The organism is Pseudomonas sp. TE36184 (assembly GCF_054060055.1).
The window spans coordinates 5986830-6013241 of record NZ_JBSSCU010000001.1 but is presented as its reverse complement, the minus strand read 5'-3'; the positions used below and the strand labels follow the sequence as shown (position 1 = coordinate 6013241).

General features: G+C 61.9%; 28 protein-coding genes. 19 read left to right on the top strand and 9 right to left on the bottom strand.

Translation table 11 applies throughout. From position 1 onward, the window contains the following. The first annotated feature begins 110 nt into the window (after nucleotides 1-110). On the top strand, nucleotides 111-1565 hold the full coding sequence (locus ACVWZP_RS27230) for a TrkH family potassium uptake protein (RefSeq protein WP_301556546.1): 1455 nt from the start codon (nucleotides 111-113) through the stop codon (nucleotides 1563-1565). Here ACVWZP_RS27230 and ACVWZP_RS27225 read toward each other — a convergent pair. After that, complete coding sequence (locus tag ACVWZP_RS27225; RefSeq protein ID WP_046382278.1) at nucleotides 1522-2580, bottom strand: AraC family transcriptional regulator; 1059 nt, start codon at nucleotides 2578-2580, stop codon at nucleotides 1522-1524. The genes ACVWZP_RS27230 and ACVWZP_RS27225 overlap by 44 nt on opposite strands. Nucleotides 2581-2740: 160 nt before the next feature. Between ACVWZP_RS27225 and ACVWZP_RS27220 the strand changes: the two genes are divergently transcribed. From ACVWZP_RS27220 to ACVWZP_RS27205, 4 genes are all read left to right on the top strand, one after another. Beyond that, entirely contained in the window at nucleotides 2741-3052 is a 312-nt protein-coding gene (locus ACVWZP_RS27220; protein WP_017847169.1) for a DUF962 domain-containing protein, read from the top strand. 160 nt (nucleotides 3053-3212) lie between these two features. Further along, nucleotides 3213-3341, top strand: a complete 129-nt coding sequence (locus tag ACVWZP_RS27215; protein ID WP_017847168.1) for a hypothetical protein — start codon at nucleotides 3213-3215, stop codon at nucleotides 3339-3341. A gap of 74 nt (nucleotides 3342-3415) precedes the next feature. Beyond that, nucleotides 3416-3598, top strand: a complete 183-nt coding sequence (locus ACVWZP_RS27210; protein ID WP_046382277.1) for a hypothetical protein — start codon at nucleotides 3416-3418, stop codon at nucleotides 3596-3598. 103 nt (nucleotides 3599-3701) lie between these two features. Beyond that, nucleotides 3702-4898 (top strand): MFS transporter, encoded by a 1197-nt coding sequence (locus ACVWZP_RS27205; RefSeq protein ID WP_104902577.1) that lies wholly within the window; start codon nucleotides 3702-3704, stop codon nucleotides 4896-4898. Here ACVWZP_RS27205 and arfB read toward each other — a convergent pair. Together arfB and ACVWZP_RS27195 are read right to left on the bottom strand one after the other, a co-directional pair. Beyond that, nucleotides 4895-5308: an alternative ribosome rescue aminoacyl-tRNA hydrolase ArfB gene (arfB, locus tag ACVWZP_RS27200; protein ID WP_017847165.1), complete on the bottom strand. Its 414-nt coding sequence runs from the start codon at nucleotides 5306-5308 to the stop codon at nucleotides 4895-4897. The genes ACVWZP_RS27205 and arfB overlap by 4 nt on opposite strands. A 110-nt stretch (nucleotides 5309-5418) precedes the next feature. Continuing rightward, nucleotides 5419-6834, bottom strand: coding sequence for an amino acid permease (locus ACVWZP_RS27195; protein ID WP_046382276.1), 1416 nt, complete (start codon nucleotides 6832-6834; stop codon nucleotides 5419-5421). 648 nt (nucleotides 6835-7482) lie between these two features. Here ACVWZP_RS27195 and ACVWZP_RS27190 point away from each other — a divergent pair. After that, nucleotides 7483-7620: a hypothetical protein gene (locus ACVWZP_RS27190; protein ID WP_003175756.1), complete on the top strand. Its 138-nt coding sequence runs from the start codon at nucleotides 7483-7485 to the stop codon at nucleotides 7618-7620. A 73-nt stretch (nucleotides 7621-7693) separates the two neighbouring features. Beyond that, nucleotides 7694-8653: a leucyl aminopeptidase gene (locus ACVWZP_RS27185; protein WP_457370279.1), complete on the top strand. Its 960-nt coding sequence runs from the start codon at nucleotides 7694-7696 to the stop codon at nucleotides 8651-8653. Between the two features lie 111 nt (nucleotides 8654-8764). On the opposite strand, the gene rluB is transcribed toward ACVWZP_RS27185, so the two are convergent. The 5 genes from rluB to ACVWZP_RS27160 all read right to left on the bottom strand — a co-directional run bounded on the left by rluB (nucleotide 8765) and on the right by ACVWZP_RS27160 (nucleotide 13564). Continuing rightward, nucleotides 8765-10009, bottom strand: a complete 1245-nt coding sequence (rluB, locus tag ACVWZP_RS27180; RefSeq protein ID WP_017847162.1) for a 23S rRNA pseudouridine(2605) synthase RluB — start codon at nucleotides 10007-10009, stop codon at nucleotides 8765-8767. Between the two features lie 290 nt (nucleotides 10010-10299). Beyond that, nucleotides 10300-11226 (bottom strand): SMC-Scp complex subunit ScpB, encoded by a 927-nt coding sequence (gene scpB, locus ACVWZP_RS27175; protein ID WP_046382275.1) that lies wholly within the window; start codon nucleotides 11224-11226, stop codon nucleotides 10300-10302. Between the two features lie 12 nt (nucleotides 11227-11238). Continuing rightward, on the bottom strand, nucleotides 11239-11937 hold the full coding sequence (locus ACVWZP_RS27170; protein WP_169850570.1) for a segregation and condensation protein A: 699 nt from the start codon (nucleotides 11935-11937) through the stop codon (nucleotides 11239-11241). 120 nt (nucleotides 11938-12057) lie between these two features. Then, nucleotides 12058-12687, bottom strand: coding sequence for an L-threonylcarbamoyladenylate synthase (locus ACVWZP_RS27165; protein WP_017847159.1), 630 nt, complete (start codon nucleotides 12685-12687; stop codon nucleotides 12058-12060). A gap of 13 nt (nucleotides 12688-12700) precedes the next feature. After that, the gene (locus ACVWZP_RS27160) at nucleotides 12701-13564 is read right to left on the bottom strand and encodes a PHP domain-containing protein (protein WP_046382274.1); all 864 of its coding nucleotides are present in this window, start codon (nucleotides 13562-13564) and stop codon (nucleotides 12701-12703) included. Nucleotides 13565-13651: 87 nt separating this feature from the next. Here ACVWZP_RS27160 and ACVWZP_RS27155 point away from each other — a divergent pair, with 87 nt between their 5' ends. From ACVWZP_RS27155 to ACVWZP_RS27125, 7 genes are all read left to right on the top strand, one after another. Then, on the top strand, nucleotides 13652-14248 hold the full coding sequence (locus tag ACVWZP_RS27155) for a septation protein A (protein WP_046382273.1): 597 nt from the start codon (nucleotides 13652-13654) through the stop codon (nucleotides 14246-14248). 1 nt (nucleotide 14249) lies between these two features. Continuing rightward, nucleotides 14250-14549 carry a YciI family protein gene (locus ACVWZP_RS27150; RefSeq protein ID WP_046382272.1) on the top strand — a complete coding sequence of 100 codons (300 nt, stop codon included), beginning with the start codon at nucleotides 14250-14252 and terminating at the stop codon, nucleotides 14547-14549. Between the two features lie 106 nt (nucleotides 14550-14655). Then, on the top strand, nucleotides 14656-15063 hold the full coding sequence (locus tag ACVWZP_RS27145) for a translation initiation factor 2 (protein ID WP_126588750.1): 408 nt from the start codon (nucleotides 14656-14658) through the stop codon (nucleotides 15061-15063). A 7-nt stretch (nucleotides 15064-15070) separates the two neighbouring features. Further along, a complete protein-coding gene (locus ACVWZP_RS27140; protein WP_046382270.1) occupies nucleotides 15071-15748 on the top strand; it encodes a response regulator transcription factor in 678 nt (225 codons plus the stop codon). Nucleotides 15749-15917: 169 nt separating this feature from the next. Next, nucleotides 15918-16385: an LTXXQ domain protein gene (locus tag ACVWZP_RS27135; RefSeq protein ID WP_046382269.1), complete on the top strand. Its 468-nt coding sequence runs from the start codon at nucleotides 15918-15920 to the stop codon at nucleotides 16383-16385. A 67-nt stretch (nucleotides 16386-16452) separates the two neighbouring features. Beyond that, nucleotides 16453-17796: a sensor histidine kinase gene (locus ACVWZP_RS27130; RefSeq protein WP_057004521.1), complete on the top strand. Its 1344-nt coding sequence runs from the start codon at nucleotides 16453-16455 to the stop codon at nucleotides 17794-17796. 40 nt (nucleotides 17797-17836) lie between these two features. Further along, the gene (locus tag ACVWZP_RS27125; RefSeq protein WP_457370278.1) at nucleotides 17837-19186 is read left to right on the top strand and encodes a CoA transferase; all 1350 of its coding nucleotides are present in this window, start codon (nucleotides 17837-17839) and stop codon (nucleotides 19184-19186) included. Between the two features lie 59 nt (nucleotides 19187-19245). On the opposite strand, the gene arcD (ACVWZP_RS27120) is transcribed toward ACVWZP_RS27125, so the two are convergent. Next, nucleotides 19246-20673, bottom strand: a complete 1428-nt coding sequence (gene arcD, locus ACVWZP_RS27120; protein ID WP_457370277.1) for an arginine-ornithine antiporter — start codon at nucleotides 20671-20673, stop codon at nucleotides 19246-19248. A gap of 440 nt (nucleotides 20674-21113) precedes the next feature. Between arcD (ACVWZP_RS27120) and arcD (ACVWZP_RS27115) the strand changes: the two genes are divergently transcribed. The 5 genes from arcD (ACVWZP_RS27115) (at nucleotide 21114) to ACVWZP_RS27095 (ending at nucleotide 26398) form a co-directional block, all read left to right on the top strand. Beyond that, the gene (arcD, locus tag ACVWZP_RS27115) at nucleotides 21114-22541 is read left to right on the top strand and encodes an arginine-ornithine antiporter (protein ID WP_026140052.1); all 1428 of its coding nucleotides are present in this window, start codon (nucleotides 21114-21116) and stop codon (nucleotides 22539-22541) included. Between the two features lie 24 nt (nucleotides 22542-22565). After that, the gene (arcA, locus tag ACVWZP_RS27110) at nucleotides 22566-23822 is read left to right on the top strand and encodes an arginine deiminase (RefSeq protein WP_017847148.1); all 1257 of its coding nucleotides are present in this window, start codon (nucleotides 22566-22568) and stop codon (nucleotides 23820-23822) included. Nucleotides 23823-23891: 69 nt separating this feature from the next. Next, on the top strand, nucleotides 23892-24902 hold the full coding sequence (locus ACVWZP_RS27105) for an ornithine carbamoyltransferase (RefSeq protein ID WP_017847147.1): 1011 nt from the start codon (nucleotides 23892-23894) through the stop codon (nucleotides 24900-24902). Between the two features lie 185 nt (nucleotides 24903-25087). Next, the gene (arcC, locus tag ACVWZP_RS27100; RefSeq protein WP_017847146.1) at nucleotides 25088-26017 is read left to right on the top strand and encodes a carbamate kinase; all 930 of its coding nucleotides are present in this window, start codon (nucleotides 25088-25090) and stop codon (nucleotides 26015-26017) included. An 18-nt stretch (nucleotides 26018-26035) separates the two neighbouring features. After that, entirely contained in the window at nucleotides 26036-26398 is a 363-nt protein-coding gene (locus tag ACVWZP_RS27095) for a DUF5064 family protein (RefSeq protein ID WP_046382264.1), read from the top strand. Nucleotides 26399-26412: the final 14 nt, after the last annotated feature.

The following is a 26412-nucleotide window of genomic DNA, read 5'->3' as shown; positions in this document are numbered from 1 at the left end:
CCTCTGAACCATGCGCTACATAGCTACGCGCCGCCGATCGGCGGCCAAGGTTTACATGCCCTGCACCCCAGGTAGAATGGCGCCCTTCCCCTGTCACCCGAGCAGACTTCATGGCGTTGCCGACCCTTCGCATCATTGGCTTCATCATCGGCATCTTCCTGATCACCCTCGCGATCGCCATGGTCGTTCCGATGGCCATCCTGGTGATCTTCGAACGCACCAGCGACCTGCCGTCGTTCCTGTGGGCCAGCCTGATTACCTTTATCGCCGGCCTGGCCCTGGTGATTCCCGGTCGCCCGGAACATATCCACCTGCGTCCCCGGGACATGTACCTGCTGACGGTGAGCAGTTGGGTGGTGGTGTGCATCTTCGCCGCGCTGCCGTTTTTCCTGACGCAGAACATCAGCTACACCGACTCGTTTTTTGAAAGCATGTCCGGCATCACCGCCACCGGTTCCACGGTGTTGAGCGGGCTGGACACCATATCGCCCGGCATTTTGATGTGGCGTTCGCTGCTGCACTGGCTCGGCGGGATCGGCTTTATCGGCATGGCGGTGGCGATCCTGCCGCTGCTGCGCATTGGTGGCATGCGCCTGTTCCAGACCGAGTCCTCGGACCGTTCGGAAAAGGTCATGCCGCGTTCGCACATGGTGGCGCGGCTGATCGTGGCGGCGTATGTGGGCATCACCATCCTCGGCAGCCTGGCGTTCTGGTGGGCCGGGATGGGCTTGTTCGATGCGATCAACCATGCGATGTCGGCGATTTCCACCGGTGGGTTTTCCACCTCCGATGAGTCCCTGGCGCACTGGAAACAACCGGCGGTGCATTGGGTAGCGGTGGTGGTGATGATCCTCGGCAGCCTGCCGTTCACCCTGTACGTCGCCACGTTGCGCGGCAACCGCCGGGCGTTGATCAAGGATCAGCAGGTGCAGGGTTTGCTCGCCTTGCTGTTGGTGACCTGGCTGGTGCTCGGCACCTGGTACTGGTGGACCACCAACCTGCACTGGCTGGATGCGCTGCGCCATGTGGCCCTGAACGTGACGTCGGTGGTGACGACGACCGGTTTTGCACTGGGGGACTACAGCCTGTGGGGCAATTTCTCACTGATGCTGTTTTTCTACCTGGGCTTTATCGGCGGTTGCTCGGGGTCAACGGCAGGCGGGATCAAGATCTTCCGCTTCCAGGTCGCCTATATCCTGCTCAAGGCCAACTTGAACCAGTTGATTCACCCGCGCGCGGTGATCAAGCAGAAGTACAACGGCCACCGTCTCGACGAAGAGATCGTGCGTTCGATCCTGACCTTCTCGTTTTTCTTCGCCATCACCATTTGCATGATCGCCCTGGCCTTGTCGCTGCTCGGCCTGGACTGGATGACCGCGCTGACCGGCGCCGCCAGCACGGTGTCCGGGGTCGGCCCGGGCCTGGGCGAAACCATCGGCCCGGCCGGCAACTTCGCCAGCCTGCCGGACGCGGCCAAGTGGATACTGGCGCTGGGCATGCTGCTCGGCCGGCTGGAAATCATTACAGTCTTTGTTCTGTGCATCCCGGCGTTCTGGCGTCACTGACCGTCGACGCATCCAGCAAGCGCGCGCGGTACTCGCCGGGCGTGGCGTCGAACCAGCGGCGGAAGGCGCGGAAGAAGTTGCTCGGGTCGGCAAAGCCCAGCAGATAGGCGATCTCCAGCAGGGTCATGCTCGGCTGCGCCAGGTATTGCTCGGCGAGTTCGCGGCGGGTGTCGTCCAGCAGGGTCTGGAAACTGGTGCCCTCTTCCTGCAGACGTCGCTGCAACGTGCGTTGGGACAGGTGCAGGGTCTGGGCCACCACTTCGCGCTTGGGTTCGCCCTGGGGCAACAGGCGGCACAGCACCTGCCGCGCCTTGTGGGTCACGCGGCTTTCGGAGAAGCGCGCCAGGTATTCACCGGCAAACCGGTCGTGCAGCAGCGCCATTGCCTCATTGGCGGTGGGCAGCGGCGCCTCCATGTCGGCGCGCTCGAAAATCAGCGCGTCATAGGCCGCGTTGAATTCCAGGGGCGCATGGAACGCCTGTTTGTAGGGCGCGAGGTCGGCGGGTTGCTCACCTTGCAGCAGCACCTTGCGCGGTTGCAGGGTACGCCCGGTCAACCAACCGCACAGCGCCAGCGCACAGGCCAGCGAGGCTTCGGCGCTTTGCCGGGTGGGCGGCAGGTGATCGCCATGTACTGTCAGAATCAGCGCATAGCCTTCGGGTAATAATCGGAAACTCAGGTCAGCGCTTTCGGCGATGATCCGCTGGTAGCGCACCAGGCGCATAAAGCCTTCCGCCAATGTGTTGCTGGACATCAGCGCGTAACCGGTCACGTGAAACGACGCCGGGCGCACCACTTTGCCCATGTTCAGGCCAATCGCGGGGTTGCCCGACAATTCCACGGCACGCTGCCACAGCCGCGTCATGGAGTCTTGCGGAAAGCGCGCATCGGGGTCGTTGAGGGCGGCATAGTCCAGGCCCAATTGTTTGAACAACACCTGGCAATCCAGGCCGTCCATTTCCAGTGCCTTGACTATCCCCATCGCCCAGCTTGCAGAAGTTGTTCGTTCGCTCATGGCGTCTTCTTAATAAAGCAGGCTGAAACCGCAGCCAGGAAGGCAAGGATACTAAAGTGGCATCTAATGTCACTGGCTGTTACCACTGATCACTCTAGACTCAAATAAGCTCCCCGCCGAACAACTGTTCGACGGCATAACAATCAGAGGGCCGATCACCGTGGGAAATACCAAGCAATTCAATAGCTTCGCCGAGTTTTACCCGTATTACCTGAAAGAACACGGCAACAGCACCTGCCGGCGCCTGCACTTTATCGGCACCACGCTGGTGATTGGGCTTCTGGCGTATGTGCTGGGCAAAGGCGCCCTCGGCCTGCTGATTGCGGTGCCCATCGCCGGCTACGGCTTCGCCTGGGTGGGCCACTTCTTCTTCGAAAAGAACCGCCCGGCGACCTTCCAGCATCCGTTCTACAGCCTGCTCGGGGATTTCGTGATGTACCGCGACATGATCCTGGGCAAAGTGCCGTTCTAGTGGTGCGACGTCTGGTCACTTGTGCTTTAACGATGACGCTTTGTCCATCCGTCGATATAAAAGTCTTTTTGTCATTTACAGTGCTGTATCCTGCCAAGGCTTTTTGAGAGCGCGGAATCACCTGCGATTGAAAAAACAGACTTTGCGAGGAGCGACGACGATGCACGAGATACCTAATCTCCCCTTCCCAAGCCTGCACCCAACAGAGCAGCCAACACCGCAGCAGGCCGGCGACAAGCAGCCTGAGGCCAAAGAAGCAAAACCAGTCGACCGCGAAAGCCAGGACTGACGCCGTACCAGACCGTGTGGAAAGCGCACCTTTGAGCGCTTTCCACACTGCCTGAAATTCCCGAGATACCCGCCATGACCGACAACCACTCCGATAGCCCCAACGCCGCCATACTCGACACTGCCCTGCAGATGGTCGACGTATGGAACCGCCTCAACGCGGACAAACAGGCCCTGCTGCTCAAGCGCTTCGGCACCCAGGAAAACGCCTTGGCCGCCCTGGTCACCACGCAATTGCTCGCCCCTGCCCGGTCCTGACGCGGTTTAGACCGACGTTTTGGCTTTTTACTGCCCTGCGCGGGCCAAAGCATCGGTATCATTAGCAGCCTATCTTTACCTGCTGCGACAGTGGACCCTTCCCATGCCAGATACCCAGCGCCCCATGGCGGTCACGCTGCAAGTTGTTTCCATCGTGTTGTTCACCTTTATCGGCTACCTGAATATCGGCATTCCCCTGGCCGTGTTGCCGGGCTATGTCCACAGTGAGCTGGGCTTTGGCGCGGTGATCGCCGGGCTGGTGATCAGTGTGCAATACCTCGCCACCCTGCTGAGCCGGCCGTATGCCGGGCGCGTCATCGATAACCTGGGCAGCAAGCGCGCCGTGCTGATCGGCCTGGCGGGCTGCGGCCTGAGCGGCGTGTTCATGTTGCTCGCGGCGTGGTTTTCCAGCCTGCCGGCGCTGAGCCTGGGCAGCCTGCTCATCGGCCGCCTGGTGCTGGGCAGTGCCGAAAGCCTGGTAGGTTCGGGCGCCATCGGCTGGGGCATTGGCCGGGTGGGGGCGGCGAACACGGCGAAGGTCATCTCGTGGAACGGCATCGCCAGCTATGGCGCCCTGGCGGTCGGCGCGCCGTTGGGGGTGCTGCTGGTGCGTCACCTCGGCTTGTGGAGCATGGGCGTGAGTATCCTGCTGCTGGCGGCGGTGGGTCTGCTGCTGGCGTGGCGCAAAGAGCCGGCACCGATTGTCGCCGGGGTGCGCCTGCCTTTCATGAATGTGCTGGGCCGGGTATTGCCTCACGGTTGCGCACTGGCGCTGGGCTCCATCGGCTTTGGCACCATCGCCACCTTCATCACCTTGTATTACACCACCCAGCATTGGGATAACGCGGTGTGGGCACTGAGCCTGTTCGGCGCCAGTTTTATCGGCGCGCGCCTGTTGTTCGGCAATTTGATCAACCGCATCGGCGGCTTTCGCGTGGCGATCGCCTGCCTGTCGGTGGAGGTGCTGGGCCTGCTGTTGCTGTGGCTGGCGCCGGATGCGCCGTGGGCACTGGCGGGCGCGGCGTTGAGCGGCTTCGGTTTTTCTCTGGTGTTTCCGGCGCTGGGAGTGGAGGCGGTCAATCTGGTGCCTGCGTCCAGCCGGGGTTCGGCGGTGGGCGCGTACTCGCTGTTCATCGACCTGTCGCTGGGGATCACCGGCCCGTTGGCCGGGGCCGTGGCGGCCGGCTTTGGCTTTGCGTCGATCTTCCTGTTCGCCGCCCTCGCCGCCCTGGTCGGGTTGCTGCTGAGTGTCTACCTGTACCGGCAAGCCCCCAAGGCCCGCGAGGCGCGCGACGCCTAGAAGTCGACCTTGCCGCGCCCGGCCTTGATGCTGCCGCGCTTGGTCTTGGATTCGAGGCGGCGTTTCTTCGAGCCCAGGGTCGGTTTGGTCGGGCGGCGTTTCTTCTCCACCTTGGTGGCGCTGAGGATCAACTCCACCAGGCGCTCCAGTGCATCGGCGCGGTTCTGTTCCTGGGTGCGGTATTGCTGGGCCTTGAGCACCAGCACGCCGTCGCTGGTAATCCGACTGTCGCGCAGTGCCAGCAAGCGCTCCTTATAGAATTCCGGCAACGACGAGGCCGGAATATCAAAGCGCAGATGCACCGCGCTCGACACCTTGTTGACGTTCTGCCCGCCGGCGCCCTGGGCGCGAATGGCGGTCAGCTCGATCTCGGCGTCGGGCAAGTGGACGTTGTTGGAAATCACCAGCATGAGCAACGGGTTCCTCTAAGGGGAGCCCAAGGATACGCGAATGCGCCCCGCCCATCCCTTCAAACGACAAACCCGGCACGCGGCCGGGTTTGCTCAACAGCATCGAAGGGTTACTCCAGCGCGGCCGTCGCCAGACGCTGATCCGCGCGGCGCTTGTTCTTGATCCAGTAACACAGCCCCATGAACGCCACCCACACCGGGATCGCATACACCGAGACCTGAATCCCCGGACTCATCAACATGATCACCAGGATAAACACCACGAACGCCAGGCACAGGTAATTGCCATACGGATACCACAGCGCCTTGAACAACGGCACCTGGCCGGTGCGGTTCATGTGCTGGCGGAACTTGAAGTGGGAGAAGCTGATCATCGCCCAGTTGATCACCAGCGTGGCCACCACCAGCGACATCAGCAGTTCCAGCGCGTGTTGCGGGACCAGGTAATTCATCAGCACCGCCACCAGGGTGATCGCCGCCGAGGCGAGGATCGAGCGCACCGGCACGCCGCGCTTGTCGATCTTCGCCAACACCCGCGGCGCGTCGCCCTGCTCGGCCATGCCCAGCAGCATCCGGCTGTTGCAGTAGGTGCCGCTGTTGTACACCGACAGCGCGGCGGTCAGCACCACAAAGTTGAGGATATGCGCGGCAGTGTTGCTGCCGAGCATCGAGAACACCTGCACGAACGGGCTGCCGCTATAGGCATCGCCGGACGCATTGAGGGTCGCCAGCAGGCTGTCCCACGGCGTCAGCGACAACAGCACCACCAGGGCGCCGATGTAGAAGATCAGGATGCGGTAGATCACCTGATTGATCGCCTTGGGGATCACGGTGCGTGGCTGGTCGGCTTCGGCCGCGGTAAAGCCGAGCATTTCCAGGCCGCCGAAGGAGAACATGATGAGCGCCATGGCCATCACCAACCCACCGACACCGTGGGGGAAGAAGCCGCCGTGTTCCCACAGGTTACTCACCGAGGCTTGCGGGCCGCCGCTGCCGCTGACCAGCAGGTAGCTGCCCAGGGCGATCATGCCGACGATGGCCACCACCTTGATGATGGCGAACCAGAACTCAGCCTCGCCGAAGACTTTGACGTTGGCCAGGTTGATCAGGTTGATCAACACGAAAAACGCCGCCGCCGACACCCAGGTCGGAATCTCCGGCCACCAGTAATGCACGTATTTGCCGACAGCCGTCAGCTCCGACATGCCCACCAGGATGTACAGAATCCAGCAGTTCCAGCCCGACAGGAAGCCAGCGAAACCGCCCCAGTATTTGTGGGCAAAGTGGCTGAAGGAACCGGCTACCGGCTCTTCGACGATCATTTCGCCGAGTTGGCGCATGATCATGAAGGCAATGAAGCCGCAGATGGCATAGCCCAGGATCATCGACGGGCCGGCGGATTTGAGCACCCCGGCCGAGCCCAGGAACAGGCCGGTGCCGATGGCGCCACCGAGGGCGATCAACTGGATATGACGGTTTTTCAGGCCACGTTTCAGTTCGCCTGAAGAGGAATCGGGTCCACTCATGAAAAGGCTCTCACGCAAGGTTTGATGATGTTGAATGCAGGTTGCTGCCTTGTTGTTCGACTCAAGCAGCGCCGCTCAAACCCCAGCGCAGGCACCAGGAATACAGCGTCGTTCTATCGGTCATGCGTCACCTGTTTGTTTTTATCTGTGACGAAATCGAACCCGTCTGGCTCGTGGCCAGGCGGAGTGATCAGGGTGGATAAACCCTGAGGTCTTGGCCTTTTGCGTGGTTACGCAAGGGGGTCACAGTAAAACGCGGCGCATTGTACACCGCTCGACCGCTTGCGGACGGCCCTGGCGAGCCTCCGCGACAATCTGTCAGGTATTCCTTACAGCACGGCACCGGCCCGATACCGCAGGCCTTTTGCGTAAATCAATCGTTACAGCGCGGAAAATCGGCGTTACACCCAGCCAGTATCTGTCAGTTCACAAAAAATTGGCGGTAGGACATATCCGAACACTCGCCTGCCCCAGTGCGCTGTTTTGCATGGGGAAAAAATGGCGCGCTAAAAACAGAACAAAAAATCCAAATGAGACCGTGTCAATAAAATTTTTGCATTCCGAAACACTCTCACCTAGGTTCTTTCACTTGCCCAGCGAAGCCCGCGGGTAAGCCGTTCTCAAACAACGTCCTCTAGGAGATACACCATGCAAGCACTGGAAAACGACCTGGAAACCGAACTGCAACTCGACGATTGGTTTGAAGCGCCGACCCATGAGGCCGCCGTTGAAATGATGCAAGCCGATGCCGTGGTGCCTTTTGGCACCGCGATGTGGCCGTTCTAACCCCCGGCAGGCATCCGGCAGGCGCAGTGCGCTGCGCCTGCCCCCTTACCCAAGGCACACAAGGACACCCGTCATGGACAAGGCCCGCGCCGTCGAACACTTTCTCTACTACCTCGCCCACCATCCGGCCCTCAGCGGCTTGAGCCGGCCGACCGTGCTGCTGGGCCATACCGAACGCTACGAGGCGATTGCCCAGGCGATCAGCCTCGGCAGCGCCGCCCGCTTCAACTTCCAGGTGCAGCGCCTGGACCTGGCCGCCAGCGACACCCTGGCCGAAGCCATCGAAACCTGCGACCTGTACCTGTTTTTCTACGACGCCTCGACCCTGCCCAACCCCCGCGCCGAAGGCCCGGACTTTATCCGCGCGTTGCATGGCGTAATGGCCGAGCACTGGAAAAAATCCCTGCTGTTCAAGGACTACGGCGACTACTTCTACGACACCTTCAGCGTCGAGCCGCAACGCATCGCCGACCTCAACGCCACGCTGATCCGGCGCATGTCCCAGGCCTCGGTGCTGAGCTTCAGCGATCGGCACGGCTCACGCCTGCGAGCACCGCTGAGCAGCATCAAGAAGTGGACCAATATCAACGGCATCGGCAACCACGACCTGGCCCCCGGCGAGATCGCCACCCACAGCGAAGCCATCAACGGCCAGGTGCGGTTTGTCGGCACCTTCCTCAGCACCATCCCCTTCGCACGCAAATATGGCGTGCTGCAATCACCGCTGGAGCTGTGGATCGAAAACTCGACCATCTGCAGTGTGGCCAGCGACGTCCCGGGGCTGGCGGACGATTTCAACAAGTACCTGAACGCCAACCCATCGAACCGCCGCGTGGAGGAACTAGGGATCGGTACCAATGAAGGGGTCAAGGATCTGTATGCGCGCAACGCCGGGTTCGAAGAGCGTCACTGCGGCCTGCACCTTGGGTTGGGTGGCGGGCAGAAAGGCAGTCATCACCTGGATTTGATCTTCGCCAGCGGGGTGTTGGCGCTGGATGACAAGCCGGTGTTCGATAGCACCTTTGCGTTCTGATCAGATCCAACTGTGGGAGGGGCTTGCTCCCTCCCACAGTTGATGGCATTGCAAATGCAGATCCAAAAAAAACGCCAACCCGAGGGTTGGCGTTTTTATGCAGCGCTTACATCACTGCGGTTTCTTGCGACCAAAACCCGGGCGCTGACCGGAACCGGCCGGCGCGCCACGGCGCTTGCCCGACGGCTCGTCCGCCACCAGTTTCAGGCCTGGGCGCTTGTTCGGCGCGGGCTTGGCTGGGCGCTTGGTGCTGGCGTTGTCGGCCGGGCGACCTGCGGGCGCACCGCGACCGGCTTCACCGCGATTACCGCGACCACCGCTTGGCGCTTCGCCACGGCCGGCAGGACGCGGCGTGCGTGGCGCACGTTCGCCTTCCTGACGCGATGGCGCGGTTGGACGACGCTCGCCTTCAATGTGCGGCTCACGGGAAATCCGCCCGCCGGTAGCCGGTGCATCCAGCGCCGGGCGCAGGGTGCGGGCAACGCGTTCGGTGCGGGCCACCGGGCGCGACGATTTACGCTGCATGCGTTCGAGCTTGTCTTTGCTCTTGGCGTTCATCTGCGGCATCGCGACCGGCGTCAGGCCGACTTCGGCGCTGAGGATGTCGACTTCGTACTGGCTCATTTCGCGCCAGCGGCCCATCGGCAGGTCGGAGTTGAGAAACACCGGACCGAAGCGCACGCGCTTCAGGCGGCTGACCACCAGGCCCTGGGATTCCCACAGGCGACGCACTTCACGGTTGCGACCTTCCATCACCACGCAGTGGTACCAGTGGTTGAAACCTTCGCCGCCGGGTGCTTGCTTGATGTCGGTGAACTTGGCCGGGCCGTCTTCGAGGACGACGCCCGCTTTCAAGCGTTCGATCATCTCGTCATCGACTTCACCACGCACACGCACGGCGTATTCGCGGTCCATCTCGTAGGACGGGTGCATCAGGCGGTTGGCCAGCTCACCGTCGGTGGTGAACATCAGCAAGCCGGTGGTGTTGATGTCGAGACGGCCGATGTTGATCCAACGGCCTTCTTTGGGCTTTGGCATCTTGTCGAACACGGTCGGACGGCCTTCCGGGTCGTCACGGGTGCAGATCTCGCCATCGGGCTTGTTGTACATGATCACGCGGCGCACCGATTCGGCGGCCTCTTCACGCTTGATGACCTTGCCATCAATGGTGATTGCATCGTGCAGGTCGACGCGCTGGCCGAGGGTGGCCTCGACGCCGTTGACCTTGATGCGCTTCTGGGTGATCCAGGCTTCGACGTCGCGGCGCGAGCCCACGCCGATACGCGCCAGCACCTTTTGCAGTTTTTCGCCTGCTGGGCCGATTTCCTGGCTGTCGTTCTGGTCTTTATCGTTCATCTTAAGCACCTCCCGGTGGGTCGATTCAGGCGTGGCCTGAAGAGTGTTGAAAGCGGGGCTTTGGCCGAATACATCGGCAAAGGGTCGCGAATCATACGCGCATGGCGCGCGTTGCGCATCAGAGGCTAGTCGATAAGTGCCGAGTCGGTGGTTTTTCCGCCGACCGGTGGTGCCCACCGGCTGTAGGAGCGAGCTTGCTCGCGAATATCGTCAACGATAACGCGGGGAATCTGGTTGTCTGCGGTGTTCTTGGGTTTTTCGCGAGCAAGCTCGCTCCTACAAGGTGGGCGTCAGTCGTCGAGCTGGCGGCGCTCGGCCTCGATGGCTTCGGCCAGGGCACGGGCTTCGTCCTCTTCGTCGCTCAGCGGCGGCTGCTCGAGGGCGGCGACGGCAGCCAGGAGTTTTTCGCGGGCTTGGGCGACGCCGAGGATGTCTTCCTCAGGTTCCGCTTCGGGCTCTGGCTCGACTTCAACATTCACCTGGCTTTCGGGCTCGGCCGCGCCATCACGCAGCAAGTCATCGAAGTCGGTCTTGATCCCCTGCTCCATGTCGTCCAGTTCCAGCAACAAGGTATGGAAACTGGTTTCGTCCTTCGGTTCTTCCGGCTCGGCCGTGGCATCGGCCAGTTCCTGCAGGCTCGCCGGGACCGGGGCGTCGTCGAAGTCGAGTTCCGGCTCGGTTTCCATCTCGCGCAATTCGGCCAAGGGCGGCAGGTCGTCGAGGTTTTTCAGGTTGAAGTGGTCGAGGAACACCTTGGTGGTGGCGAACATCGCCGGTTTGCCGGGCACGTCGCGGTAACCGACGATGCGAATCCACTCGCGCTCCAGCAACGTCTTGACGATATGGCTGTTGACCGCCACGCCGCGCACGTCCTCGATTTCACCGCGAGTGATCGGCTGGCGATAGGCGATCAGCGCCATGGTTTCCAGCATCGCCCGGGAATAACGCTGCGGGCGTTCTTCCCACAAGCGGCCGACCCATGGGGAAAACTTCTCACGTATCTGCAGGCGATAACCCGACGCCACTTCGCGCAGTTCAAAGGCGCGGCCGTCGCAGGACTTGCGCAGGATCTCCAGGGCTTTCTTGAAGACCGGCGGTTCAGGACGTTCGGCCTCTTCAAAGAGTTCGAACAGGCGCTCCAGGGATTGCGGCTTACCCGAGGCCAGAAGAAAGGCCTCCAGCAGCGGGGCCAGTTCGCGGGGTTCAGTCAGATTCATCGATTCAGCTCGTTATTCGGCTCGCGCCCGCACGTGGATAGCCGCAAAAGGCTCATTCTGGACCAGCTCGACCAAGGATTCCTTGACCAGCTCAAGGATCGCCATAAAGGTCACCACCACCCCCAGGCGCCCTTCTTCGGCGGTGAACAGCTCGACAAACGGCACAAAACCGCCGCCTTTGAGGCGTTCGAGCACATCGCTCATGCGCTCGCGGGTCGACAACGCCTCGCGGCTGACCTGGTGGTGTTCAAACATGTCGCCACGGCGCAGTACCTCGGCCATCGACATCAGCAACTCTTCCAGGCTCACGTCCGGCAACAGCTTGCGCGCCCGGGCTTCCGGCGCATCGAGCTTGGGCACCACCACATCGCGGCCCACGCGGCTGAGGCCGTCGATGCCTTCGGCGGCGGCCTTGAAGCGTTCGTACTCCTGCAGCCGTCGGATCAGTTCGGCGCGCGGGTCGTCCTCTTCGGCCTCGATCGTCTCCGAGCGCGGCAACAGCATGCGCGACTTGATCTCGGCGAGCATCGCGGCCATCACCAGGTACTCGGCGGCCAGTTCCAGGCGCACCGACTGCATCAACTCGACATAGCCCATGTACTGGCGGGTGATTTCCGCCACCGGGATGTCGAGGATGTTGATGTTCTGCTTGCGGATCAGGTACAGCAGCAAGTCCAGCGGGCCTTCGAAGGCCTCGAGGAACACTTCCAGGGCATCCGGCGGGATGTACAGGTCCAGCGGCATTTCCATGACCGCCTGGCCATACACCATGGCAAACGGCAGTTCCTGCTGGGCGCCGGCCTGGCTGTCGACGGTTTCCACGGCCGACATTCAGGCCTCGGCCATAAACGGCGCGGGGTCGCCGCAGCCAACGCGGATCACTTCGGGGTCGCCGTCGGCCAGGTTGATCACGGTGGATGCCTTGCCGCCGCCGAAACCACCGTCGATGATCAGGTCGACGTGTTTTTCCAGCAGTTGGCGCATTTCGTAGGGGTCTTCCAGCGGTTCAGTGGCGCCGGGCATGATCAGCGACACGCTCATCAGCGGCTCGCCCAACTCGGCCAGCAGCGCCAGGGCGATCGGGTGTTCCGGCACGCGCAGGCCGATGGTGCGCTTCTTCGGATGCAGCAGCAGGCGCGGCACTTCGCGGGTGGCGTTGAGAATAAAGGTGTACGGCCCCGGCGTGTGAGCCTTGAGCAGGCGGAAGGTGCCGGTGTCGACCTTGGCGAACAGGCCCAGTTGGGACAGGTCGCTGCAGATCAGCGCGAAGTTGTGCTTGTCGTCCAGCTGACGCAGGCGTCTGACACGCTCGACCGCGTTTTTGTCGCCGATCTGACAACCGATGGCGTAGGACGAATCCGTTGGATAGATCACCACGCCACCGGCGCGAATGATCTCCACGGCCTGTTTGATCAGGCGTGGCTGAGGGTTTTCCGGATGAATCTGGAAGAATTGACTCACGTGCTCTACCTGTTCAGACGGTGGCAATAATGGGGTCATGCTTGAATCGCCCCCACAAGAGCGGCAAGTCTTCCGGGACCGGGCGATATTCGCCGATCTCGGACCAGCCGCCTGGGCCATGAAAGTCACTGCCGGCGCTGACCAGCAGACCAAATTCGCGGGCAAGAATCGCCAGGCTGCCAACCTGTTCGGCGGGTTGATGCCCGTTGACCACTTCAATTGCGTGGCCGCCCGCACCAATATAGTCGCCAATCAGCTTGCGACGCTTGCTGCGGGTGAAATCGTAATGCCAGGGATGTGCAAGGCTGACCCAGGCCCCGGAGGCCCGCAGGGTCTCGACGGTGTCGTCCAAGGTCGGCCAGTGCTGCTTGACGTCGCCCAGCTTGCCGGCGCCCAGCCATTTGCGAAAGGCTTCGGCGCGGTCCCGGACAAACCCTTCGCGCACCATCCAATCGGCGAAATGCGGCCGGGCCGGTGCGTTGCCGCTGTCGCCCAGTTCCTGCTGGATGGCCCGGGCGCCGTCGAGGGCGTTGGACATGCCTTTGAGGCCGAGCTTGCGGCTTATTTCTTCGGAGCGCAGCCAGCGGCCATCGCGCAATTGGGCGATGGCCTCCACCAGCGGCGGAGCTTTCTGGTCGAAACCGTAGCCAAGCACATGAATGGTGGCGCCACCCCAGGTGCAGGACAATTCCACGCCGTTGACCAGTTGCATACCCAGGGCCTGGGCGGCTTCGCGGGCTTCGTCGAGGCCTTCGAGGGTATCGTGGTCGGTCAACGACAGGACTCGCACGCCTTTTTCAAACGCACGCGCAACCAGCACCGCGGGCGCCAGGGCGCCATCGGAGGCCGTGCTGTGGCAGTGCAAATCAACATTCACGGAAGTGTGTAACCTCAAGTCAGGTGGCGCTTTCGCTACCAAGGATGTTTGTTATTATGCCGCCACATCCAGCTTCTGGCTCTTACTGTGAAACAATTCATCGACTTCATCCCGCTGTTGCTGTTTTTCATCGTTTACAAACTCGACCCCAGGGTCATCGATCTCGCCGGCCATGAACTGACCTTCGGAGGCATCTACAGCGCCACCGCCGTGCTGATCATCAGCTCCATCGTGGTCTACGGCGCCATCTTCATCTCCCAGCGCAAACTCGAAAAAAGCCAATGGCTGACCCTCGTCGCCTGCCTGGTCTTCGGCAGCCTGACCCTGGCCTTCCACAGCGAAACCTTCCTTAAATGGAAAGCCCCGGTGGTGAACTGGCTGTTCGCCCTGGCGTTTATCGGCAGCCACTTCGTTGGCGACCGCCTGTTGATCAAGCGGATCATGGGCCACGCCCTGACCCTGCCGGAGCCGGTATGGACGCGCCTGAACATGGCCTGGATCGTGTTTTTCCTGTTCTGCGGCGCCGCCAACCTGTTCGTGGCCTTCACCTTCCAGGACTACTGGGTCGACTTCAAGGTGTTCGGCAGCCTGGGCATGACCGTATTGTTCCTGGTCGGCCAAGGCATCTACCTGTCGCGCCACCTGCATGACACCGACCCCACTTCGCCGAAAACCGAGGACTGACATGCTCTACGCCATCATTGCCACCGACGTTGCCAACTCGCTGGAAAAACGCCTCTCCGCGCGCCCGGCCCACGTCGAGCGCCTGAAAGTACTGCAGGCCGAAGGCCGCATCGTGTTGGCCGGCCCGCTCCCGGCGATCGACAGCAACGACCCGGGCGACGCCGGTTTCACCGGTAGCCTGATCGTTGCCGAGTTCGCGTCCCTGGCCGATGCCCAGGCCTGGGCCAAGGCCGATCCGTATGTAGCGGCCGGCGTCTACGCGGACGTGGTGATCAAACCGTTCAAGCAAGTCCTGCCTTGACCTCGGTCGCGCCGAACCAATTCGGTTCGGCGCACTCCTAATTGCTCATTATTCTGGGTAACCTGCCGACAACGTTCTGAATATTCGTGTGGAATCAGGAGTTCCGATGCGCTTACGTCAGTTGTGTCTGTTGGCAGTGTTAATGATCGGGGCTACGGCCCACGCTGAAGAAACCTCAAGCACCGGCAGTTCTACGCCCCTGTCCTTGAGCGCCGGCAGCCAGATCACCGAATTGCAGCAACGCTTGAAAGAAAGCGAACGGCTGCGTGAAGAACTGAGCAAGCAACTGCAAACCACGGATGCTGCGCGTGAAAGTGCCCAGTTGAGTCGCTTGCGCCAAGAGAACCAACGCCTGGCCCAGCAACTCAAAGAGGTACAGGGCGGCGGCTTGACCCGATGGCTGACCGAACAGCAGCAGTGGTTTGTCACCGGCGCGGCCGTCGCGCTGATCGCCTTGCTGTGCGGGATCTTCGCCAGCGGTGGGCACCGTCGCCGTCGACAATGGCTAAATTGAGTGAGTCATGAGCGAGCTGTTACTGATAGATGATGACCAGGAGCTCTGTGAGCTGCTGACCAGTTGGTTGGGCCAGGAAGGCTTCCAGGTGCGCGCCTGCCACGACGGCTTGAGCGCCCGCAAAGCCTTGGCCGACAGCGCCCCGGCGGCCGTGGTGCTCGACGTGATGTTGCCCGACGGCAGCGGCCTGGAGCTGCTCAAGCAATTGCGCAACGACCATCCGGAGTTGCCGGTGCTGATGCTGTCGGCCCGGGGCGAGCCGCTGGACCGCATCCTCGGCCTGGAACTGGGCGCCGACGATTACCTGGCCAAGCCCTGCGACCCGCGGGAACTGACTGCCCGCCTGCGCGCGGTGCTGCGCCGCAGCCACCCGGCTGCCGTGTCGACCCAGCTGGAACTGGGCGACCTGTGCTTCAGCCCGGTGCGCGGCGTGGTCAGCATCGACAATCAGGAATTCACCCTCACCGTCTCCGAAAGCCGCCTGCTCGAAGCCTTGCTGCGCCAGCCCGGCGAACCGCTGGATAAACAGGAACTGGCGCAGATCGCCCTCGGCCGCAAGCTGACCCTCTACGATCGCAGCCTCGACATGCACGTCAGCAACCTGCGCAAGAAGATCGGCCCGCACCCGGATGGCCGGCCACGGATCGTGGCGCTGCGCAGCCGCGGCTACTACTACAGCCTCTGAACCCCGCGCCACACTGATCCCACCGTTGATCTGCTCGTTCCCAAGGGTTTTGTCAGCCGCCGCCAAAACCCTCTTTACCCAAGCTTTACCCACACCTGACCGCCGCTGACCTTGATCTCCGTAATCTACTCACATCCGGACTCACCGGAATAGAGACAGGAGAATCACCATGCGCAAGACCCTAATCGCTCTGATGTTCGCCGCTGCCCTGCCCACCGTTGCCATGGCGGCAATGCCCGAAGGCCCAGGCCCGATGGGCGGCCCAGAAGGCCACATGATGATGGGTGGCCCAGGCCACGGCGGTGAACACGGTCCGCGTGGCAAAGGTGGCCCGCTCAGCCAGCTGGACTTGAGCAAGGAACAGCGCGAGCAAATTGGCAAGCTGATGGGTGACCAATGGCAGGCTCGCAAAGACCTGGTCAAAAAGTACCTGGACAAACTCCCGGCTGCTGAGCAGAAAGCCATGCAAGATGAAATCGCCGCCGGCAAGCAGAAAACCCAGGCCGATATCCGTGCCGTACTCAAGCCTGACCAGCAGAAGAAATTCGACGAGATCGTCAAGAAACAGGAACAACGCCGCGCCGAATGGAAGGAATTCCAGGCCTGGAAAGCGCAGCAGCCGCAAAAAGCGCAATAATGCGTTAGCTTCACTGCCCCAGCCCAGCGGTTCGCGCCGCTGGGCTTTTCCTGTTTGAGGGTTTCCTGTGCGTTCATTGTTCTGGCGCATCCTGGCCAGTTTCTGGCTGGCTATCGCCTTGGTTGCCGGGCTGTCGATCCTGCTTGGGCATATGCTCAACCAGGACGCCTGGATTCTCAGCCGCCACCCCGGCCTCAATAACCTGGCCGAAGAGTGGACCCAACTCTACGAAGCCCAGGGCGAGGACGCCGCCCAAGACTTGCTGCAACAGCGCAAGCGTCAGTATCACATTGACGTGCAAGTACTCAACGAAAGCGGCGAGCCCGTGGTCCGCGGCACCTTTCCGCGCCGCGCCGCCGCCTTCGAAGCCCGGCAGAACGACAGCAAGGACGGCCACCTGCCCTGGCGGCGCCTGACCGCCGAGTACACCAGCGAAAAGACCGGCGACACCTACCTGCTGATCTATCGCATCCCCCACCCGGAGCTGGACGCCTGGCACCGCAGCAGCCTGATGTGGCCGTTGAGCGCATTGGCGATTGCCCTGGTGGTGCTGACCCTGTTCAGCCTGCTGGTGACGCTGTCCATCACCCGCCCCTTAAGCCGCCTGCGTGGCGCGGTACACGACCTCGGCCAGGCCACCTACCAGCAGAACAGCCTGGCGCAACTGGCCAACCGCCGCGATGAGTTCGGCGTACTCGCCACCGACTTCAACCGCATGGGCGCACGCTTGCAGAGCCTGATCGGCAGCCAGCGCCAGCTGCTGCGAGACGTGTCCCACGAACTGCGCTCGCCCCTGGCCCGCCTGCGTATCGCCCTGGCCCTGGCCGAGCGGGCCGGCCCCGAGGAACGGGAAAGACTCTGGCCGCGCCTGACCCGCGAGTGCGACCGCCTGGAAGCACTGATCAGCGAAATCCTGGTGCTGGCCCGGGTCGATGCCGACAACGCCAGTGCCGAAGACGTCGACCTCATCCCGCTGCTCAAGACCCTGCAAAAGGACGCCCAACTCAGCGCGCCAGACCAAGTGGTGCAACTGAGCGCCGATCCCGACCTGCGCCTCAAAGGCTGGCCGACCATGATCGAACGCGCCGTGGATAACCTGTTGCGCAATGCCCAGCGCTTCAACCCGCCCGGCCAACCGATCGAGTTGCAGGCGCGCCGCCTGGGCGAACGCATTCTGATCAGCGTGCGCGACCACGGCCCCGGCGTCGAAGCCGAGCACCTGAGCCAACTGGGCGAGCCGTTCTACCGCGCCCCCGGCCAAACGGCGCAGGGCCACGGCCTGGGCCTGGCGATTGCACGGCGCGCAGCGGAACGGCATGGCGGCAACCTGATCCTGGCCAATCATCCCGACGGCGGTTTCAGCGCCAGCATCGACCTGCCATTGACGCCGGGGGTTGTCACACCGGTGTGATGATCTTCTATAGTGGCCCTTCTCTTATGGAGGGCCTTCGATGACTGACCTGCTGACTCCCATCCAAGCCGCACTCGATCTACCGCGCACCCCGCTGACCTCGACCGGGGCCGGCGCCCTGCCGTCGATCTTCGCCGTCAGCGACCTGGCCTGCGCCAGCATCGGCGCCGCCGGCCAGGCGGTTGCCCAACTCATCCTGCAACAGACCGGACGCTTGCCCAGCGTGAGCGTGGACCGACGCCTCGCGTCTTTCTGGTTCTCTTCTTCGATCCGCCCCACAGGCTGGCAAGTACCGCCACTGTGGGACCCGGTAGCCGGCGACTATGCCAGCGCCGACGGCTGGATTCGCTTGCACACCAACGCGCCGCATCACCGTGCGGCTGCCGAGCGGGTGCTGGGCCACGTCGCTGACCGTGCCGAGATGGCGAGCAAGGTCGTTGCGTGGAACGCTGCCGAGCTGGAACAGGCGATTGTCGATGCCGGCGGTTGTGCCGCGCAGATGCGGTCGTGGCAGGCCTGGCAGCAACATCCCCAAGGCTTGGCGGTGAATGCCGAGCACCTGGTTCAGCGCCAAACTTTTGAACCCGCCGCCAACAGGCCCTGGCGCGGCTCGGCGGCCCGCCCGCTGGCCGGCCTCAAAGTGCTGGACCTGACCCGCGTGCTGGCCGGCCCCGTGGCCAGTCGTTTTCTCGCCGGGCTGGGCGCGGACGTGTTGCGCATCGACTCGCCGACCTGGAACGAGCCGGGCGTGGTGCCGGAAATGACCCTGGGCAAACGCTGTGCGCGCCTGGACCTGAAAACCGCCACAGACCGCCAGGTTTTCGAAGGGTTGCTCAAAGACGCCGACATTCTGTTCCACGGTTACCGCGCCGATGCCCTCGAGCAATTGGGCTACACCGCCAGCGCATTGCAGCAGCTCGCCCCCGGCCTGATCGACGTGAGCCTCAACGCCTATGGCTGGAGCGGCCCGTGGCGCAATCGCCGGGGCTTCGACAGCCTGGTGCAGATGAGCTGCGGCATCGCCGACGCGGGCATGGCCTGGAAACACACGGATAAACCTGTGCCGCTGCCGTTGCAGGCGCTGGATCACGCCACCGGCTACTTGATGGCGGCCAGCGCGATCCAGGCCCTGCGCGAGCGCTTGGCGTCCGGCCGTGGCGGCTCGGCGCGGTTGTCGTTGGCGCGCACGGCAAAATGCTTGATGGAGGCCGGGCCGGTTCCGGAGCAACCGGCATTGCGGGCCGAAGCCCTCGAAGACCAGGGGCTGGTGGTGGAGCAAACCGCCTGGGGACCGGCGCACCGATTGCTCGCGCCGCTGACCATCAGCGGCACACCGTTGCAGTGGGATTTGCCGGCAGGGGAATTGGGGTCGCACCGGCCTCGCTGGTGACCTGAGACCGCCATCGCGGGCGTGCCCGCGATGAGGCCCACACGATCAAGCCACCCAGCTCATAACGACAACACCCCGCTATACAGCCCATACGCCGCCAACCCCGCGCCCGCAATCACACAGGCGAAAATGCCTTTTTCCACATGGGTAAACAACGGCAGGCCCTGCTCGCGCTTGGCCAGGGCAAACAGCACCACGCCCGGCGCATACAGCAACGCCGACAGCAGCAAGTACTTCAGGCCCCCGGCGTACAGCAGCCACACCGCGTAGCCCAATGCAATCAGGCCCACCAGCAGATCTTTCAGACGCTGGCGCTGGGCGCCTTCGTAGGTTTCCCCGCGCCCGCTCAACAACACCGCGTAGGCCGCCGACCACAGGTAAGGCACCAGGATCATGGATGAAGCCAGGTAAATCAGGGTGGTGTAGGTGCTTTCGGAAAACAGCGTGATCACCAGGAATATCTGGATCATCACATTGGTCAGCCACAGCGCATTGACCGGCACCTGATTGGCGTTTTCCTTTTTCAGGAAGGCCGGCATGGTCTTGTCATGGGCCGTGGCGTAGAGGATTTCCGCGCAGAGCAGCGCCCATGACAACAACGCGCCCAGCAGCGATACCGCCAAACCGATGCTGATCAGCAGCGCGCCCCAGGGACCGACGATGTGCTCCAGCACGCCGGCCAGGGACGGGTTCTGCAATTGCGCCAGTTCCGCCTGGCTCATGATCCCCAGGGACAGCAGGTTCACCAGCACCAGCAACGCCAGCACACCGAGAAACCCGATCACCGTGGCCCGGCCCACGTCCGAGCGTTTCTGCGCCCGCGCCGAGTACACGCTGGCGCCCTCGATGCCGATGAACACGAACACCGTGACCAGCATCATGTTGCGCACCTGATTCATCACACTGCCGAAATGCGGCTTGCCCAGGCCCCAGATGTCGGCGGTGAAGACATCGGCCTTGAACGCCACGCCGGCGATGACCACGAACATCAACAGCGGCACGAGCTTGGCCACGGTGGTGATCTGGTTGATGAACGCCGCCTCCTTGATCCCGCGCATCACCAGAAAATGCACGGCCCACAGCAACACCGAGGCGCAGCCGATGGCCACTGGCGTATTGCCCTCACCGAATACCGGAAAAAAATAGCCAAGGGTGCTGAACAGCAACACGAAGTAGCCGACGTTGCCCATCCACGCACTGATCCAGTAACCCCAGGCGGACGAGAAGCCCATGTAGTCGCCGAAGCCGGCCTTGGCGTAGGCATACACCCCGGAATCCACCTCGGGTTTGCGGTTGGCCAGGGTCTGGAACACAAATGCCAGGGTCAGCATGCCCACGGCGGTGATCGCCCAGCCGATCAATACCGCGCCGACTTCCGCGCGCGCGGCCATGTTTTGTGGCAGGGAAAAAATCCCGCCGCCGATCATGGAGCCCACCACCAGGGCGATCAAGGCGCTGAGTCGAAGCTTTTCAGACGATTGCGACATGAATTCTCCAGAATTAAAAGAACCACCGTGTACTCAACTAATTTACGCAGGCGCGTTAGCGTTTATCAGATATCGCGAATAAAACGCAGGCTCTAATAACCCAAAGGCATGTCAAAAAATAGAGTTTAGTCAAATTTATAAATTAAATAAGTATTGAACTTTAAGGTTTTTAGCGTCTTGCCAAGCCGGCCCGGAAAAAGTTTGCACATTCACCAAAAGGGACTAGCTTGAAACGTCCCGGCAATCAGGAAACCTTAACAATAAAAAAGCGCATAGAGGCTCTATGACGAGCGTCTTGGCGGCACTATCGCGCGCACGGCATTTTCACTCTAAGTCATTAATTCACAATGGAATGTGCCAATGATGTGATCTAAGTCAGCTGTTTGATTAGCGCACGGAATTATTCTGTGGTCTCTCTTCTCCTGCATTGGAGTCATACAATGTCTGAATCTGCCGGAAAACTTCGACTTGGCGCACTGGTTGCACTTGTCGTGGGTTCAATGATTGGCGGCGGGATCTTCTCTCTGCCGCAAAACATGGCGGCCAGCGCCGATGTCGGCGCCGTCCTGATTGGCTGGGTGATTACGGCTGTAGGCATGTTGACCCTGGCGTTTGTGTTCCAGACCCTGGCTAACCGCAAACCCGATCTCGACGGCGGCGTATATGCCTACGCCAAGGCCGGCTTCGGCGACTACATGGGCTTCTCGTCCGCCTGGGGTTACTGGATCAGCGCCTGGCTGGGCAACGTCGGCTACTTCGTGCTCTTGTTCAGCACCCTCGGCTACTTCTTCCCGATCTTTGGCGAGGGCAACACCCCGGCCGCGGTGATTGGCGCTTCGGTGCTGCTATGGGCCGTGCATTTCCTGGTATTGCGCGGGATCAAGGAAGCGGCGTTCATCAACCTGGTGACCACCGTCGCCAAGGTCGTGCCGCTGGTGCTGTTCGTGCTGATCGCTGTATTCGCGTTCAAGCTGGACATCTTCACCGCTGACATCTGGGGCCTGAAAAACCCGGACCTGGGCAGCGTGATGAACCAAGTGCGCAACATGATGCTGGTCACCGTGTGGGTGTTCATCGGCATCGAAGGCGCAAGCATCTTCTCGGCGCGGGCCGAAAAACGCAGCGACGTGGGCAAGGCCACCGTGATCGGCTTTATCACCGTGCTGCTGTTCCTGATGCTGGTCAACGTGCTGTCCCTGGGCATCATGACCCAACCGGAACTGGCCAAGCTGCAGAACCCGTCGATGGCGGCCGTGCTGGAGCACGTCGTGGGCCACTGGGGCGCCGTGTTGATCAGCGTCGGCCTGGTCATCTCGCTGCTCGGCGCGCTGCTGTCGTGGGTGCTGCTGTGTGCGGAGATCATGTTCGCCGCCGCCAAGGACCACACCATGCCGGAGTTCCTGCGCCGCGAGAACGCCAACCACGTGCCGGCCAATGCCCTGTGGCTGACCAACGCACTGGTCCAGGTGTTCCTGGTGATTACCCTGTTTTCCGCCAGCACGTACCTGTCGCTGATCTACCTCGCCACCTCGATGATCCTGGTGCCTTACCTGTGGTCGGCAGCTTATGCGCTGCTGCTGGCGGTACGTGGCGAGACCTACGAAAACGCCCCGGCCGAGCGCAGAAAGGACCTGATCATCGGCGCGATCGCGCTGATCTATGCGGTCTGGCTGCTCTATGCCGGCGGTACCAAATACCTGCTGCTCTCCGCCCTGCTCTATGCCCCTGGCGCGATCCTGTTCGCCAAGGCCAAGCATGAACTGGGCAAACCGATTTTCACCAACGTCGAGAAGCTGATTTTCGCTGCGGTGGTCGTTGGCGCCCTGGTGGCTGCCTATGGCCTCTACGCCGGCTTCCTGACTATGTAATTGTTGCTCACTGGAGGATCTGTAATGACCACGGAAAAAGTGAAGTACGGCGTACATTCCGAAGCCGGCAAACTGCGTAAAGTCATGGTGTGCTCCCCAGGTTTGGCCCACCAGCGGCTGACCCCCAACAACTGCGATGAACTGCTGTTCGATGATGTGCTGTGGGTGGCCCAGGCCAAGCGCGACCATTTCGACTTTGTCACCAAGATGCGCGAACGGGACATCGATGTGCTGGAAATGCACAACCTGTTGACCGATATCGTCGCCATCCCCGAAGCCCTGGACTGGATTCTGGAACGCAAGATCACCGCCAACCAGGTCGGCCTCGGCCTGATCAACGAAGTCGGCTCGTGGCTGCGCAGCCTGGAGCCGCGCAAAATCGCCGAGTTCCTGATCGGTGGCGTGTCGGCCGATGACCTGCCGGACAGCTTCGGTGGCAAGACCATCGAGATGTTCCGCGATTTCCTCGGCCACTCCAGCTTCATCCTGCCGCCGCTGCCGAACACCCAGTTCACCCGCGACACCACCTGCTGGATCTTTGGCGGCGTGACGCTGAACCCGATGTACTGGCCGGCGCGACGCCAGGAAACCCTGCTGGCCAGCGCCATCTACAAATTCCACCCCGAGTTCACCAACGCCGACTTCCAGATCTGGTACGGCGACCCGGACCAGGACCATGGCAACGCCACCCTCGAGGGCGGTGACGTCATGCCACTCGGCAACGGCGTGGTGTTGATCGGCATGGGCGAGCGTTCGTCGCGCCAGGCCATCGGCCAACTGGCGCTGAACCTGTTCAAGCACAAAGCCGTCGAGCGCGTCATCGTCGCCGGCCTGCCGAAATCCCGCGCCGCGATGCACTTGGATACCGTGTTCAGCTTCTGCGACCGCGACCTGGTCACCATCTTCCCCGAAGTGGTCAGCCAGATCGTCGCCTTCAGCCTGCGCCCGGACGACAGCAAGCCCGGTGGCATCGATGTGCGCCGTGAAGACGCAAGCTTCCTCGACGTGGTCGCCACCGCCCTCAAGCTCAAAACCCTGCGTGTGGTCGAAACCGGCGGCAACAGCTTCGCCGCCGAGCGCGAGCAGTGGGATGACGGCAACAACGTCGTGGCCCTGGAGCCTGGCGTGGTGATCGGCTACGACCGCAACACCTACACCAACACCCTGCTGCGCAAGTCCGGCGTGGAAGTCATCACCATCAGTGCCGGTGAACTCGGCCGTGGCCGTGGCGGCGGCCACTGCATGACCTGCCCGATCATCCGCGACCCTATCGACTATTAATTTCCAGGCCTTGGCCGCCGCCCACAAGGCGTCGGCCAAGGGGATAACCTGAACACAAGGAGATCCACCATGGCTTTCAACATGCGCAACCGCAGCCTGCTGTCGCTGATGCACCACACCAACCGCGAGCTGCACTACCTGCTGGACCTGTCCCGCGACCTCAAACGCGCCAAATACACCGGCACCGAGCGCGCGCACCTCAAGGGCAAGAACATCGCGCTGATCTTCGAAAAAACCTCGACCCGCACCCGCTGCGCCTTCGAAGTGGCGGCCCACGACCAGGGTGCCCACGTCACCTACATCGACCCGGTGTCGTCGCAGATCGGCCACAAAGAAAGCATGAAAGACACCGCCCGCGTCCTCGGTCGGATGTTCGATGCCATTGAATACCGTGGCTTCGAGCAGGAAATCGTCGAAGAACTGGCCAAGTTCGCCGGTGTGCCGGTGTTCAACGGCCTGACCGCCGAATTCCACCCGACCCAAATGATCGCCGACACCCTGACCATGCGCGAACACAGCGACAAGCCGCTGCATGACATCAGCTACGCCTACCTGGGCGACGCGCGCTACAACATGGGCAACTCGCTGCTGATGATCGGCGCCAAGCTGGGCATGGACGTGCGTATCGGCGCGCCGAAAGCCCTGTGGCCCCACGAAGACTTCATCAAACAGTGCCAGGCCTTTGCCGAAGAAAGCGGCGCGCGCATCACCATCACCGAAGACCCTCTTGAAGCGGTGAAGGGCGTGGACTTCATCCACACCGATATCTGGGTGTCCATGGGTGAGCCAGTGGAAGCGTGGGACGAGCGTATCGAGCAACTGCTGCCGTACCAGGTCAACGCCAAGATGATGAAAGCCTCGGGCAACCCCCGGGTGAAGTTCATGCACTGCCTGCCGGCGTTCCATAACAGCGAAACCAAGGTCGGCAAGGACATCGCCACGCGTTATCCGAACCTGGCCAATGGCGTGGAAGTGACCGAAGAGGTGTTTGAATCCCCGGCCAACATTGCCTTTGAACAGGCGGAAAACCGCATGCATACCATCAAGGCGATCCTGGTGTCGGCGTTGGCGGATATCTGATTTCGACACAACGTCTACTGTAGGAACACGGTCAAAATGTGGGAGGGGCGGTGCGACGATTCGACTTGCCCCCGATAGCGGTGTATCAGTCGACACAAGTATTGAATGTTAGCCCGCCATCGGGAGTAAGCTCCCTCCCACACTTAGTCCTGTGTTCACACGCTGAACTCTAGAAGGATTGCATTATGCGTATCGTCGTTGCACTGGGCGGTAACGCCCTGCTCCGCCGTGGTGAACCCATGACAGCGGACAACCAACGCGCCAATATCCGAATCGCCACCGAACAGATTGCCAAGATCCATTCCGGCAACGAGCTGGTGATCGCCCATGGTAACGGCCCGCAAGTCGGCCTGCTGTCGTTGCAGGCAGCGGCCTACACCAGCGTCTCGCCGTACCCGCTGGACGTGCTCGGTGCCGAAACCGAAGGCATGATCGGTTACATCATCGAACAGGAACTGGGCAACCTGCTGGACTTCGAAGTCCCGTTTGCCACCCTGCTCACCCAGGTCGAAGTGGACGCCAACGACCCGGCCTTCAAAAAACCCAGCAAACCGATCGGCCCGGTGTACTCCCAGGCCGAAGCCGAGAAACTCGCCGCGGAGAAAGGCTGGACCATTGCCCCGGATGGCGATAAATACCGCCGCGTGGTGGCCAGCCCGCGGCCGAAACGCATCTTTGAAATTCGCCCGATCCAATGGCTGCTGGAGAAAGGCAGCATCGTGATCTGCGCCGGCGGTGGCGGTATCCCGACGATGTATGGTGAAGACGGCAAACTGCGCGGCATTGAAGCAGTCATCGACAAAGACCTGTGCTCATCGCTGCTGGCTTCGCAACTGGAAGCCGATTTGCTGGTGATCGCCACCGACGTCAACGCGGCGTTTATCGACTACGGCAAACCCACCCAGAAGGCTATCAGCCAGGCCCACCCGGACGACATGGAAAAACTCGGTTTCGCCGCCGGTTCCATGGGGCCCAAGGTCCAAGCGGCCTGCGAGTTCGCCCGCCAGACTGGCAAAACCGCAGTGATCGGTTCACTCTCGGACATCGAAGCCATCGTCCAGGGCACCGCCGGCACCCGTGTCAGCACAGCGACCCCTGGCATCCGTTATCTGTGAAGTTGAGGAGAAATGCCTATGGCTACCTTTGAACCCGGGCACTTGCACATCGAACGTCACGCGCTGAACAAAGACGACTACAGCTACAACCTGTGCATCGACTATGAAATCAGCCAGCATCCCAAGGAAGGCCAGGGGATGCTGTTCACGCTGCATGGGTCGGTGCAGGGCAAGGACCTCAAGGAAGAATTCTTCCTGCCCAAGGACCAGGCCTTCGACTTTGCCCGGCACGCGATGAATATCGCGCAGAAGTACGGGATGCCGAAGATCGCGACACTCAATGGCGAGATGCACAAGCAGTACGACTCGATGTTCGAAGATGTGCGGCATCAGTTGAATGTGAAGCCCGGCGACCCCGTCAAACCCGAACACCTCGCATAACTCGGTCCAAATGT

Bases quoted from the DNA above. Each gene is read 5' to 3' on its own strand.
- ACVWZP_RS27230 (WP_301556546.1), top strand. From the start codon at position 111: ATGGCGTTGCCGACCCTTCGCATCATTGGCTTCATCATCGGCATCTTC.
- ACVWZP_RS27225 (WP_046382278.1), bottom strand. From the start codon at position 2,580: ATGAGCGAACGAACAACTTCTGCAAGCTGGGCGATGGGGATAGTCAAG.
- ACVWZP_RS27215 (WP_017847168.1), top strand. From the start codon at position 3,213: ATGCACGAGATACCTAATCTCCCCTTCCCAAGCCTGCACCCAACAGAG.
- ACVWZP_RS27210 (WP_046382277.1), top strand. From the start codon at position 3,416: ATGACCGACAACCACTCCGATAGCCCCAACGCCGCCATACTCGACACT.
- ACVWZP_RS27205 (WP_104902577.1), top strand. From the start codon at position 3,702: ATGCCAGATACCCAGCGCCCCATGGCGGTCACGCTGCAAGTTGTTTCC.
- arfB (WP_017847165.1), bottom strand. From the start codon at position 5,308: ATGCTGGTGATTTCCAACAACGTCCACTTGCCCGACGCCGAGATCGAG.
- ACVWZP_RS27195 (WP_046382276.1), bottom strand. From the start codon at position 6,834: ATGAGTGGACCCGATTCCTCTTCAGGCGAACTGAAACGTGGCCTGAAA.
- ACVWZP_RS27190 (WP_003175756.1), top strand. From the start codon at position 7,483: ATGCAAGCACTGGAAAACGACCTGGAAACCGAACTGCAACTCGACGAT.
- ACVWZP_RS27185 (WP_457370279.1), top strand. From the start codon at position 7,694: ATGGACAAGGCCCGCGCCGTCGAACACTTTCTCTACTACCTCGCCCAC.
- rluB (WP_017847162.1), bottom strand. From the start codon at position 10,009: ATGAACGATAAAGACCAGAACGACAGCCAGGAAATCGGCCCAGCAGGC.
- scpB (WP_046382275.1), bottom strand. From the start codon at position 11,226: ATGAATCTGACTGAACCCCGCGAACTGGCCCCGCTGCTGGAGGCCTTT.
- ACVWZP_RS27150 (WP_046382272.1), top strand. From the start codon at position 14,250: ATGCTCTACGCCATCATTGCCACCGACGTTGCCAACTCGCTGGAAAAA.
- ACVWZP_RS27145 (WP_126588750.1), top strand. From the start codon at position 14,656: ATGCGCTTACGTCAGTTGTGTCTGTTGGCAGTGTTAATGATCGGGGCT.
- ACVWZP_RS27140 (WP_046382270.1), top strand. From the start codon at position 15,071: ATGAGCGAGCTGTTACTGATAGATGATGACCAGGAGCTCTGTGAGCTG.
- ACVWZP_RS27135 (WP_046382269.1), top strand. From the start codon at position 15,918: ATGCGCAAGACCCTAATCGCTCTGATGTTCGCCGCTGCCCTGCCCACC.
- ACVWZP_RS27125 (WP_457370278.1), top strand. From the start codon at position 17,837: ATGACTGACCTGCTGACTCCCATCCAAGCCGCACTCGATCTACCGCGC.
- arcD (WP_457370277.1), bottom strand. From the start codon at position 20,673: ATGTCGCAATCGTCTGAAAAGCTTCGACTCAGCGCCTTGATCGCCCTG.
- arcD (WP_026140052.1), top strand. From the start codon at position 21,114: ATGTCTGAATCTGCCGGAAAACTTCGACTTGGCGCACTGGTTGCACTT.
- arcA (WP_017847148.1), top strand. From the start codon at position 22,566: ATGACCACGGAAAAAGTGAAGTACGGCGTACATTCCGAAGCCGGCAAA.
- ACVWZP_RS27105 (WP_017847147.1), top strand. From the start codon at position 23,892: ATGGCTTTCAACATGCGCAACCGCAGCCTGCTGTCGCTGATGCACCAC.
- arcC (WP_017847146.1), top strand. From the start codon at position 25,088: ATGCGTATCGTCGTTGCACTGGGCGGTAACGCCCTGCTCCGCCGTGGT.
- ACVWZP_RS27095 (WP_046382264.1), top strand. From the start codon at position 26,036: ATGGCTACCTTTGAACCCGGGCACTTGCACATCGAACGTCACGCGCTG.